This window comes from Duncaniella muricolitica, assembly GCF_910574735.1.
GTDB classification, from domain to species: Bacteria; Bacteroidota; Bacteroidia; order Bacteroidales; family Muribaculaceae; genus Duncaniella; species Duncaniella muricolitica.
The window spans coordinates 17604-30754 of record NZ_CAJTCF010000015.1; the positions used below are offsets into that span (position 1 = coordinate 17604).

At 53.9% G+C, this 13151-nt stretch carries 8 protein-coding genes and 1 pseudogene; 4 read left to right on the plus strand and 5 right to left on the minus strand.

The features are described 5' to 3' along the window. Positions 1–242 precede the first annotated feature (242 nt). The 4 genes from QGT73_RS04795 (at position 243) to der (ending at position 4912) form a co-directional block, all read left to right on the plus strand. The gene (locus QGT73_RS04795) at positions 243–1316 is read left to right on the plus strand and encodes a thioredoxin family protein (protein ID WP_280121662.1); all 1074 of its coding nucleotides are present in this window, start codon (positions 243–245) and stop codon (positions 1314–1316) included. A gap of 199 nt (positions 1317–1515) precedes the next feature. After that, entirely contained in the window at positions 1516–2433 is a 918-nt protein-coding gene (locus tag QGT73_RS04800; protein WP_280121663.1) for a S1 family peptidase, read from the plus strand. A gap of 14 nt (positions 2434–2447) precedes the next feature. Next, positions 2448–3350: a GLPGLI family protein gene (locus QGT73_RS04805; RefSeq protein ID WP_280121664.1), complete on the plus strand. Its 903-nt coding sequence runs from the start codon at positions 2448–2450 to the stop codon at positions 3348–3350. A 242-nt stretch (positions 3351–3592) separates the two neighbouring features. Beyond that, complete coding sequence (der, locus tag QGT73_RS04810; RefSeq protein WP_280121665.1) at positions 3593–4912, plus strand: ribosome biogenesis GTPase Der; 1320 nt, start codon at positions 3593–3595, stop codon at positions 4910–4912. 96 nt (positions 4913–5008) lie between these two features. Here the strand turns inward: der and QGT73_RS04815 are convergent, their stop codons facing one another. The 5 genes and pseudogenes from QGT73_RS04815 to QGT73_RS04835 form a co-directional block, all read right to left on the minus strand. After that, positions 5009–6622, minus strand: a complete 1614-nt coding sequence (locus tag QGT73_RS04815) for a glycoside hydrolase family 43 protein (protein ID WP_123616333.1) — start codon at positions 6620–6622, stop codon at positions 5009–5011. Between the two features lie 35 nt (positions 6623–6657). Beyond that, positions 6658–7446 (minus strand): sialate O-acetylesterase, encoded by a 789-nt coding sequence (locus QGT73_RS04820; protein WP_280121680.1) that lies wholly within the window; start codon positions 7444–7446, stop codon positions 6658–6660. Next, a pseudogene (locus QGT73_RS04825) lies at positions 7441–9387 on the minus strand (glycoside hydrolase family 97 protein); the annotation flags it as partial. The pseudogene QGT73_RS04825 and the gene QGT73_RS04820, both read right to left, overlap by 6 nt. A 13-nt stretch (positions 9388–9400) precedes the next feature. Then, positions 9401–10534, minus strand: a complete 1134-nt coding sequence (locus QGT73_RS04830; RefSeq protein ID WP_280121666.1) for an alpha/beta hydrolase — start codon at positions 10532–10534, stop codon at positions 9401–9403. 4 nt (positions 10535–10538) lie between these two features. Beyond that, entirely contained in the window at positions 10539–13112 is a 2574-nt protein-coding gene (locus tag QGT73_RS04835) for a glycosyl hydrolase 115 family protein (RefSeq protein ID WP_425278383.1), read from the minus strand. Between the last annotated feature and the right edge of the window lie 39 nt (positions 13113–13151).

Below are 13151 nucleotides of genomic sequence, written 5' to 3' on the forward strand. Positions count from 1 at the left end.
TCTATAATCCATACTAATCACATGCCCGGAAAAGTAGTAATCCACAATCTTACTTTTCCGGGCATTTTTATAGAATAATTAACTTACATAATGTTAAACCTTACCTGATTACTCAGGTCTAATATCCATATACAAATATTTTCCAGTCACTCTATTTGTAAATCAACGAATATTTACTACTTTTGAGAAGCCTTAACGAAACACCATTCATCCGATCATCACACCATTATTAAATACAACTTATGAAAAAGTTTTTTGCTACATTGCTCATGGGAGCAGCTGTACTGACAGGTTCGGCACAGACCGAGTTTCGTCACATTTCTTTTGATGAGAGTCTCGCTGCCGCCAAGCAGGAGGGCAAGCTCGTGTTTATCGACTTCTTCACCACATGGTGCGGACCATGCAAGATGATGTCATCAAAGACATTTCCCCAAAAAGAGGTAGGAGACTTCATGAACGCCAAGTTCATCCCCCTCAAGATGGACGCCGAGAACGAAGGCCTTGAGCTCGCTAAAAAATATGGCGTGACCGCCTACCCCACCTATGTAGTGATTGATGCCAACGGTAAGGAAGTAGCCAAATTCTCAGGCTACATGGACGGCACTCGTTTCATCGACAAGGTCAATGTCGCGCTCGACCCCGAACAGCAGCCAGAACGCATAAAAGCACGCTATGAAAAAGGCGAACGCACACCCAAACTCGTGCACGCCTACGCCATGCAACTTATGGAGCAACGCAAAGAGAAAGAAGGCTTTCAGGTAATTGACGACTATTTCAACACACTCAGCGACGCCGACCGTCTCAAACCCGAAAACGCCTTCATATTCACGGTCTTCACCATCGACATGGACAACGACCGCGCCCGCTTCATGGAAGCCCACCAGACAGAATTTCCCGCCGAAGTACGCAAGGATGTCGACCGCAAGCTCCAACGTCTCTACAGCGAAGTGCTCAGCTCCTACTTCTCAGGCTTCATGTTCCGTGAAGGCAAGTATGATGCCGCCGAGTTCAACAAACTCAAAGCCACTCTCGCCAAACTCGGTCTCGAAAGAGAAGAAAACAAGGTCATCTATGAATTTATCGAAAAACGCCCAGGCAGCACCGACATAGAGTATCTCGACTATATCATAGCCAACTATGACCGTCTGCCCGCCGACCGTCAGGCCAGCCTCATCTTCAACCTCGCACGTCTCGTAGCCCCCGACACACCCGAGACCAAGGCTGGTATCTCCAAATTTATCCGCTCCAGGCTCTCAACCCTCACACCCGTCGCAATCCAGTTTGCCGGACGCACACTCCAAGGCGTAGAGGAATAAACTGATTTCCCACCCACTATGTTCAAGATGAGAAAACATTCGGAATAACCAACTGATACAAAAGGACAAAAGTCGCAGGAGCAACAAAAGTTTTTTCACAATGATTATCTCATAAAACTCTTTTGTCTCTTCTGTAACTTTTGTTCTTTTGTGTACACATCCGATGCTATCTCCTATAGACCATCCACACACAATAATCATGCATTATAAATCAACCATCACCCTGGCCGTTATGCTTCTGCTCATGGCCGCCGGCGTCACATCGGTCAAAGCCGAGGACAACCTCAACTATTACGATCATGCCGCGATGGTCGAGGCTGCCACGGCCAAACTACGCGCCTATCTCAAAGCCAATCCGTCAGTCTCGGCCGACTCTCTGCGCTCCAATGTGATCAATGACCTCACCGACGGCCCCGTTGGCAAAGCCCGCGAACTCACCCCGGCTCGCAAAAAGAAACTCACCTCGGCCCAGGTCTATGACGTAGCTGTGCGCAGTTCTTTAATATTCGGCAAGATGGAGCACAGCGACTTTATCAAGTCCGACTCCGCCTACAAGACTGCATCAGCCGTAGCCCTGACACCCGACGGCATCTGCGCCACCAACTATCATGTAGTGGCTGACGTTATACTCGCAGGCTCGCTCGGACGCACCAACAAAAACGACGAGATGCGCTTTCTCATGGACTACGAAGGCAACGTCTATCCCGTCACAGCCATCCTTGCCGCCGACCCGCTCAACGACTGGGCCATAATCAAGGTCGACCCTTGCGGACATCCCCTCACCCCCGCCCCCGTCGGCGGTGACATACCTGTAGGAACTCCCGTCTACTGTCTGGCCAGCCCATCCGGATCACACTTCCATTTCACCGACGGCATGGTGTCAAACCGTACGCGCACCACCAACAAACGCACAGGCTTCACCACCTACACGCTCGAAATCACATCCGACTATGGAGTCGGAGCCAGTGGCGGACCGATATTTGACGAATGTGGCAACCTCGTGGCCCTCGTGAGCTCTACATTCTCGCTCTATGCCCAGCCCGAGCAATACCGCAACTTCCAGATGGCCTACAAAAAGACAGTCCCTGTGTTCCTCATCAAAGAATGTTTCAAATAATCCCCCTCCACGACATGAAAACCCTATTCACAGCCATAGCACTTACAGCGGCCATTTCATTCAACTGTGCGGCCCAGCAACCCGGCCGACATGGAGGCGGTCAGCAGCAACAGCAGCAGAAAAACGAGGAAATGAAGGCCAAACTCAAAGAAGAGGCCGCCGCTTATTATGCCAACGCCGACACTGCCGAATATGGCGTGCGCTACCGCTTCAAATACAAATACAACAAGGCTCGCAACCTCTCCTATGAGGAAGACCGCATGGTGCTCATACGCCCTGAGATGACGCTCGACATGAGCTATGAAGGCATGGGCGAAAACCGCTGGCGCATCAACAATCCCGACTCGCGCGGAGGCGACCCATCGCTCGCCTATCACCTCACCCCCTCCTACTATTTTTATTATCCCGAGACCGGCCGCATGGTCCAGACCTATCGCATAATCGCCGAAGAATTCAAGCTCTCCGACTCAACGTGTGCCAACAAATGGGACATCACGTTAGAGGAAAAGAAAATCGGCGAATACAACTGCCGTAAAGCCACGCTCGAGAAAGACGGACGCAAGTGGACAGCATGGTTCACCACCGATCTGCCCCACCGCGGAGCTCCGCGCACTCTTGCCGGACTCCCCGGAGTAGTGCTCGAAGCCTCCGATGCCGACGGCGAAGTATGCTGGATGTTCAACGGACTGCTTGCCGGAGAACCCGAAAGCAAGCTCTACATCAAATTTCCCGACACATTCTCACCCGTCTCACCCGAAAAATTCCCCAAGATTGTGCGCATGTTTGCCCTCTCCGACGGCAATCATCTCCAGTCGTCAGGCGTGATGGACATGCGTCAGGGCCACTATCCCGAGAAATACCGTCCCTCGACCGGCATCCACGCCCTCAACATCGACAATCCCATCGAACGCCGATAGTCCACGAGGTAAAAAACCTCAGACAAGACATAAGAGTCAAAAATCACTGCGTCGCGGTGATTTTTGACTCTTATGATATTTTATCTCCGCCATCTTTCCGCCCGCATAGAGCCAGCAACGGCTTAATTATTTTGACACGTCTGCGTTTTTTTGTAATTTTGCCATGCAAAACGCATAAAATCAGTCCGAACCCCACCCCATCGGCACGCGTTTTATCACAAGAAATAATCATCAATATTGATATGTCACAACTAATCGCAATAGTGGGTAGGCCCAACGTGGGCAAATCGACCCTTTTCAACCGCCTCACCCAGACCCGCACTGCCATCACCAACGACGAGGCAGGCACCACGCGTGACCGCCAGTATGGCAAAGTGGACTGGAACGGCAAAGAATTTTCAATCGTCGACACCGGCGGTTGGGTAGTCGGCAGCGAGGACGTGTTTGAGAGCGAAATCAACAAACAGGTACACCTCGCCATAGAGCAGGCCGACGAAATCCTCTTTGTGGTCGACTCAACCAACGGTGTTACTGACCTCGACGACCATGTAGCCGAGATACTCCGCCGGTCCACCAAGCCCGTAATCCTCGTGGCCAACAAGGTCGACGCCGGCGACTCGCTCTACAACATAGCCGAGTTCTACGCCCTCGGCCTCGGCGACCCCTACGGAGTATCAGCCGTCAGCGGCTACGGTACAGGCGACCTGCTCGACGAAGTCGTAGCAAAGATGCCCGAAAAGGATGACGACGAAGCCGCATACCTCGAGGACATCCCCAAGATATGCATCGTCGGCCGCCCCAACGCAGGCAAATCGGCGCTCGTCAATGCTTTCATGGAGCAGGAGCGTCACATCGTCACCGACATCGCAGGCACCACACGCGACTCCATCTACACACGATACAACAAGTTCGGCTTCGACTTCTATCTGGTCGACACCGCCGGCATACGCAAAAAGACCAAGGTCAACGAAGACATCGAATACTACTCCGTCATCCGCTCCATCCGTGCCATCGAGGCCTCCGACGTGTGTGTGCTCATGATCGACGCCACCCGCGGCATCGAGTCACAGGACGTCTCCATCTTCTCGCTCATACAGCGCAACAAGAAAGGACTCGTGGTTGTGGTCAACAAATGGGACCTTGTGGAAGACAAGAGCAAAGAATCGATCAAGCACTACGAAGACGCCATCCGCTCGCGCTTCGCACCCTTCACCGACTTCCCCATAATCTTTGCATCGGCTCTCACCAAGCAGCGCATATTCAAAGTGCTTGAGACTGCCCTCAACGTGTGTCAGAACCGTCAGCGCATCGTCCCCACCTCACAGCTCAACACCACCATGCTTGAGGCTATTGCAGCCTATCCGCCACCAGCCAACAAGGGCAAATTTGTCAAAATCAAATATGTGACAATGCTCAAAGGCTCACCCATACCCACATTCATATTCTTCTGCAATCTTCCCCAATGGGTCAAAGAGCCATATCGCCGTTATCTCGAAAACAAGATACGCGAAAACTGGGACTTCCACGGCACACCCATCAACGTGTACATGCGCGAAAAATAATCGCAGCCACACTTGCTGCTACATTGGTATAAATAACGAGAGATGCAACCGGTCTTCGGTTGCATCTCTCGTTATTTATACGATAATCACTCTCTATCAGAGCTCACTCTCGCCATAGCGGTGATAATCAAAACTGTCCACGTCGATATACCCGCCCGGAGCTGAAGTGGTCGAATAGTTGTATATGGCAAAACGCTGTCCCATAAACAGCAGACGGTAATCATACTTCATCTGATACTCCTTGCCTATGTCTGTCCACGACTTGCCGTCGGTGCTGTACTGACACACAGCCCTGTCTCTGCCGAGGCGGAAATCACCCTTGATGCGCAGATACAGCCTGTCACTCTTGAGTGACACCGACTCCTCATCCTCATTGTCAACAGCCATTATCACCTTGCTGCCCGGATGAAAGCTGACCTCGGTATTATGCTTCACCAGCGACTTACGGCCATCGGTCATCCTTACCGACAGAAGTGTCGAATGACCGTTGAAAGCACCAAATCCGGCCACATCGCCATCCTTCATGCCCGAGAGGTCGAGACATACAGAGCCCTCACACCCGGGACCCTCCATGCGCTGAGTCAGAGTGTTGACCGCATCATATATGCTGCCGGCCTTACGTGATGTCTTCAGCCGCAGATAGCCCGGACGTTCGGTCAGCGACCATGAAGAGTTGTCAGGACAATGATTCCACTGCCAGTGATAACCCAGAGTGTCAGCCTCAAATCCATCAGCATCCACGAGCTTGCCTGCCGTCGACAAGTCGGCCTTATATTCGATAGACAGGGGAACACGTCCGTCACTGTTTCCAAGCATCGGCCAGCCGTCAATCCAGCGACACGGCGAGAGTGTGAGCACACGGCCTACGGCTCCGCGGTCCTGGAATATTACACCCCACCATTTGCCATCGGGTGCATCGACTATAGTGCCCTGGCCCACATAGGGAAATCCTGCAAAATTGTCCTCAAGCACCACCATACGTTCATAAGGGCCGGTAATCCTGTCGGCACGGTAACACAACTGACGGCGCGGACGTCCCGAAGGCCAGTTTATGACCATGGCGTAATACTTACCGTCATGCTTTATCACACGGCTTCCCTCATGCAATCCAGCCGTCTCCTCGTCGGGACGTATCACTATCTCATCGACTCCGCCCTCTTTCACATCGCTCAGGTCGGGATTAAGTTCGGTGAGACGGATGTCGCCCGAGCCGGAAAACACATACACACGTCCGTCGTCGTCAAAAAACAACGACGAGTCATGAAAATGCCTTGGACGGCTCACCACACTCCACGGCCCGGCAGGATTCTCGGCCGTATATATGTACGATTTATACGGATGGTCGTTGGGCGAGAACAGCGCGTAAAAGCGACCGTCATGGTAGCGCAGCGATGTAGCCCATTGCCCCTTGCCATACACCGTCCCGCCATCGAGACGATAGGACGGAGTGTCTTCGAGCGTATCAAATACATAGCTTATCACCTCCCAGTTGACAAGGTCACGCGAATGCATAACAGGACATCCCGGCATCAGGTGCATGGTGGTCGATACCATATAATAATCATCCCCAACCCTTATCACATCGGGATCAGGCACATCGGCCCACATCAGCGGATTGGTCATGGTCGCTGATACTCCGCTATTGTCGGCGGCACTGACCGTCAGTATACCCGACAGCAGCATGGCTATCGGCAGCAGTCTTATTTTCATCGGTATATTGTTTTTGTATTGGATTATGTCACTGTTTATTTGTTTTTACGGCCAAGATTCATCACCGCCTCGGCATATCTGCGGCCAAGCTCACGATACCCCTCGGCCGTAAAGTGGAGTCCGTCGGGCGCACCCTTGCATCCGGCCGACGACACAACAGCCGAGTTGGGTACAGTCTCCGACAGCCTGTTGACTATCGGATTCATCGAGGCACAGAGTCCGCCCTCCTCCCCGGCAAGCATTTCACCTGCTATCAGAGGCACATTCTGCGGGTCAAGACCAAGGTCGGCTATCAGACGGTTGTAGATTTTACCCACCTTGTCGAGCCATGTGACATCGCCGGTGTTCGACTCGCCCTGGTGCAGCAATATACCCTTGATTACTCCACTGCGCTTTGCCTCACGAGCCATCCCGACAAGTCGTTTGTAAGGATTGCTGTCATACATGGCCGATGTGCCACGCAACCAGTCAGGCCCCTCAGCCAGCACCGTCTCACACGAATCCGTGTCAAAAAGCTCTATTCTACAACCGCCAACAGCCACATTGACCACACCTACCCTACTGTTTCGGGGCATTTTTTCCAGCAGTGCACGGCCGAAGTAATCAGCGGGGCAGAGGCCGGTGTTCTCGCGTGTCAGCGGAGGCACGGCTGTGTACCAACGACCCTTTTCGCGATTGAGAGCAGGCATATCCACCGCCGCCATCATCATGAAACGCGGGTCGATGCCACAGGTGTCAACAGCCTCAAAAGGCGCGGCACCCTCCATATTGGACTGTCCGAAACACAGATAGACATGAAAGTCAGGGTCGGGACGGCCGGTGATGACAAAGCCGCCGTTGCAGGGCACTGTTACCTTCACACGCCCCTTCTTGTCGGCCCGACATTCACGCATGCTGCCGTTGAGCGACTCATCGTCACTGTAAAGCGCGAGCGGACGTCCGCGCATCTCCTCAGGCAACTCTACCGAAATACTGTAAGGCTTCTCACCGGCATTGACCCCGGCTATATACCATGTGTCACCGTGGCGACGGCCGAGCACCACATAGCGGCCCGGATAACCGTCGATATATCTCACCTCGTCCCACGTCGTAGGCACCGCCTTCATGAAATCCATGGCCCAGGCCGGAGCGTCCTCAAGATTGTTTGGCGCAAGGGCGAAGTGCTGCACCGGGCTCTGAAACAGGATGGCCGTAGCCAGAGCGTACACATCGGAGGTGACGCGACGTGAGCCGCGAGGTGCATTATCGGCATTGTAATAACGGTTGAGCGCGCTGCCGCCGAAATCCATGCTGCCGACAGTGTTGCGCACAAACGGATGTATGCACGCGTTCATGGCCTCGGCGTCACAGCTCCCTTGCGAGAAGTGCAGATTCTCGCTCGCAAGTACCGCCTCGCTCGCGGCATAGTTGGGATACATACGCTCCCATCCGCGAGGCAGCGTGCAGCCGTGAAATATCACCAGCAGCCCATAGTCGTTGGCATCGGCGAGTATGTCATGATAGAGCCGCATGGTCTCCTGCTTGTCTCCGCCGAAAAAGTCCACCTTGATACCGCGTATGCCAATCTTTCGCATCCACGCCATGTCCTTGCGACGCTTCACTATATCGTTCATCACGCCGCGCGGTCCCTGCGGAGCATCGTTCCAGCTACCGTTGGAGTTATACCACAGATACAGGTCCACACCTTTCGACTTGCCGTAACGAGCCAGTTCCGCAACCTTGTCATAGCCAATCTGAGTGTCCCACAGCGCGTCGACAAGTACACTTTCATAACCCATATCGGCAGCAAAGTCGATATATGCGCGCTGCTCGTCATAATTACAGCTTGAGTCCATTTTTATAATCCAGCTCCACGTGCCGCGTCCGTATTCATACTTCCTGGAGGGCTCGTAGAGAGGTCTCACAACGTCAAACGCCACCGTTGTCTCCACTATCGGAGCCAATGAAGCTCCGACCGTCACCGTGCGCCACGGAGTCATGCCAGGCACCGACACCGAAGCCGATGTCGAGCCAAATCCGTTCATCTCGCCGGGCTGAGGATATGCCACAGTGTAAAGTCCGCCCTCATGTCCGCTCAGGTGTGAGGCGCAATAATCGCCGGCAATACCTGTCTCCGATACGAGCACCCAGCCGGCATCTCCGTTGCGAAACAGACACGGGAACGAATAGCCCTCACCCCATCCGTTCTTGCCCGTTGAGTCATCGAGTGTATAGGATGTCTCATAGCTCGGGGATGTGCGGGCAAAACCACCCATCGGCTTGCTCTGCGGACACAGAAATGTGGTCGTGCCCTCGGGCATCACGAAGCCCGTAGCCTCCGACTCCACCACGCAGCAACGCTCCTCGCCCTGAGGATGCAGACGGTAACGAAACGCCACATTATTGTCGCTCACTTCAAATATCACGTCAAACGCCGGTTTGCCGTCACGCCCGAAAGTAAACTCGCGGCGATTGGCTCTGTATTCCACCCGGCTTTTCTTTATATTAGGCAACGAATAGCTGTCGGCTACAGTCTGGCCGGGAGTATTGCCTACCAGACTGAGCGAACCGGTGAAGTCGCCCACATTGGTGCGCAGTCCGAGCGGCGACGGCTTGACAAACCGTCTGCCGTCATAGCTCACAGCATACTCAGGTCGCCCGTCAGTGTCAGTGACGGTCACGACTGTCTTTCCGTCGGGGCTGCTCACCTCCTCCGACGCTGCAAACGCTATCATCGGAAAAGAGATGGCCGACAATATCAACCCTAAATTCAATCCTCTTTTCATATCTTCCTGGTTATTATTTCTTCTTGAATATCAATGGCAGAAACTCGTTAAGACATCTGCGCCAGGTGAGCCATTCGTGATGAGTGCCCGGCGATTCATAATACGTATGCTTGATGCCGGCACGCTTAAGCGCGGCCGAAATTTTATCGCTGCCGAAGTTCTCCTCCGTGCCCATGCCGAGAAAGAGAGTGTCCACCTTGTCATTGAACGCTTTGCTGTCGGCAAACACACCGTCATATATACTGTCAATCTTAGCAGGATCAAAAAACAGCGCGCCGCTGAATGAGCCGATGTGCGAGAACTTGTCGAGATTTCTCAGCGTTATCTCGAGAGTCTCATGGCCGCCCCACGACAGTCCGGCCATGGCCCGGTGATCACGGTCGGAGAGCGTGCGGAAAGTGCAGTCGACAAACGGTATCAGTTCGTCAAGCATTATCGGTGTGAACGAGGCACCGAACTCATCGCGCGACTCGCCCGGACGCGTCCCGTGGATATATCCGCAATTGCCATAATCCATCACTACAATCATGGGCACACACTTGCCCGAAGCTATCTGGTTGTCGAGTATATTGGCCATCATGCCCTGTTGATGCCATCCGCGCTCATCTTCACCCATGCCGTGCTGGAGATAGAGCACAGGGTAACGCCCGGTGACTGAGGTTTCGTACTCAGCCGGAGTGTAGACATAACATCTGCGCTCGCCGTTCTCAAGCGAGGAATAATATTTGCATTCCCTCACCTGTCCGTGGGCCACCGAGCGGTCAAATGTGTAATAGGCCGCTGCTTCGGCCGACTCGGGTATCTCTATGCCTCCGGCCATACGTCCGCAGCCATAGAATGTCTCCGTGGCGGGGTCGACCACCGACACTCCGTCCACCACAAGAAAATAATAGTGGAAACCCTCGATGAGCGGTGGCGTGGTGACACTCCATGTGCCGTCGGCACTACGGGTCATGTCATATTTACGCCCGCATATATCAACCTTTACATCCTTAGCCTCGGGTGCATGCAGCACAAACGAGGCCCGCCTATCGGCATCGACACACGGATATTTCGCCTCGGGAACATTGGTCACCGCAGGCACTCCGGCATAGGTCTGAAAGACACACGGCAGTGACATCATCAGGCCCAAAACAATCTTTTTCATACTGTCAAAATTTTTTTATGCAGTCCGACTCCTCGCCAAAAAGATACGAGGGACGATAACCGCCGAAATCTACTATTATTTTCTCAAATACAATGCCCGGCTCCATCGGTTTGAGACTTAGTCTCAAACGTCGGCCGGAATCGCCGCGCGGCACAGCGAGACGCACCACCTTCTCGACAACTCTGCGGGCCACCGTGGGATAAAACACAGTGTAGATATTCTCGGGAGCCTCGTTCAGATCGCCGTTAAAGTTGACCACCACAGGCTCCGCTCCGTCAAAACCGACTGAATAACGGTGACCCTCCGTACGGGCAAATGCCAGAGTCGACTTCACTACCACACGCACGTCCACACTGTCGACACCGGCCGGCACACAGAGCGAATAGCTTATCGAGGCTCCGTCGACCGGCGCAGTGTAGGGCATCACAGCCATGCCCCCCTTGGTACGACCTACATGCGGCAGTTCACACCAGCGTCCCTCTCCGTCAGGAGCCGTGGCCTCGCTGTAATGTGCGGCCTCCATGACCACGCAGCCTTCGGCCGGCTCAAACTCATATCCTCCGCCGCCTGACGCCGACTTGCAGTCTATGCGGTAAATCTCGGGAAGAGTGTCCTGCTTGAACGCATCGTTCCATGATGTATAGCCGATATGCTTCTGAGTCATCATACCGTCCCATTTGCCGCCCGACATCACCTTATTATAATCGTTCATGAGCTCGGCATCACGGGCAAAACAACGTTCCACCCTGTCGGCCCACAGGTTGGCCTCAGGCATGCCTTTGTGATACAATGAGTGGTTCATAGCCTGGGCATAATACATCTCATAGAGATTGGACATCAGTTGGAGCGGGAATAGTATGAATTGCTTGTAAGCGTCGCGATATTCCGGTTTCAGGGCAAGATACTGACGCAGAGCCTCGGCTTCAAGGCGGGCATAATCGTCGGCCACACGACGCCACTCGCCCGTCTCGAGCGAATAGGTGGTGCGGTCAAGCATCTCGGGGGTCACGCGACCGTTATATTTGCACAGAAGATTGAATATACGGGCCGCCTCGCCGGCCTCTTTGTCGCCTAACTGCAAGGCAAAAAAGTCGCGCGTATGATCAAGGATATTCGAAGCGTCATAGCGGCATGGATTCCACGCCATGTCGAGAAACAATGTGATCGGATATTCCATCGGCTTGAGATCGCCGACATTGAGTATCCACAGACGGTCGACACCGTATTCATAAGTCAGCCTCATCTGCTCCCACATGTTCTGCACGGGCGTACAATTGAGCAGCTTGCTGTTGCGGGGCGCACCCACGTAATCCACGTGATAATACATGCCCCAGCCTCCGGGGTGTTGACGCTCACGCTCGTCGGGCAGACGGCGCACATTGCCCCAGTTGTCGTCACACAGCAGCAGTGTCACATCGTCGGGCACCCTGAGTCCGGCGTCGTAATAATCGAGCACCTCCTTGTACAACGCCCACACCTGAGGTGTCTCCGAAGGCTTGCGGCCGGTCACTTTGCCGATAATTTTTCTTTGATTTTTTATCACCGACTCGAGCAGTTTCACGTCGGCCTCCGCGCTCATGGCCTCGTCGCCGTCGCCGCGCATGCCTATGGTCACCACATCCTCGGTATCCTTCATGCGCTCCACTCCTTCGGTAAAGAATCGGTCGAGCACACGCTTGTTGGTCTTATAATTCCAGGCTCCGTTCTCCTTGCGCTTGCGGGCCCATTCCTGATGGTTTCGGGCCATCGGCTCGTGATGCGATGTGCCTATGATCACACCCATCTCATCGGCCGTGCGACTATTGTCGGGGTCATCGGCATAGAAAGCCCACGACCACATGGCCGGCCAAAGAAAATTGCCGCGCAGACGCAACAGCAGTTCGCACACACGCGCATAAAATCTATGGTCGCCATAATTGGTGCCATAGGTATTCTTGACCCAGCCTGTCAGACACGGAGCCTCGTCGTTGAGAAATATGCCGCGATATTTCACCGCCGGCTCTCCGGCCGTATAGGTGCCGCGCTTTATGGAGAGATCTTCGCGATGCACCACAGGCACGTCGGCCCAGTCATACCATGGCGACACGCCTATCTGCTCCGACAGCTCATAGATACCATATATAGTGCCGCGTCGGTCGCTGCCGGCGATGACCAGAGCCTCGCCCACACCGTCGGCCGGATTTTTCACCATAGTCATTACATACTTCTCGCGATGCCCCTTGAGCTGACTACCGTCGAGCTTGCCCTCAGCGACCAGACGGTCTATCACCGGAGTGCCAAGGGTGCCCGCTATGACTATACGCTCACCCGTCACGATGTCCGACAACGGGGCACGGGTGCCGCACACGCGTCCGAAATCTTCCGACAGATTGGACGCGGCGATTTTCACTCCCTTGTCATCCCTGTCGTCGACACAAACCGACACAGGCTTTGAGTCGGAAATGAGTACAAAGCCGTCAGCCGGCACCTTGTCCGACACTATCCCCCGATGGTCGAGAGCCATGGCCGACGACGATGCACCAAGCATTGTCACCGCCAGACAAGCATGCAAAAATACACTCTCCAATATATTCTTCATTGTGATTATGATTGATGGTTTTGGTCTCTACAAAATTAC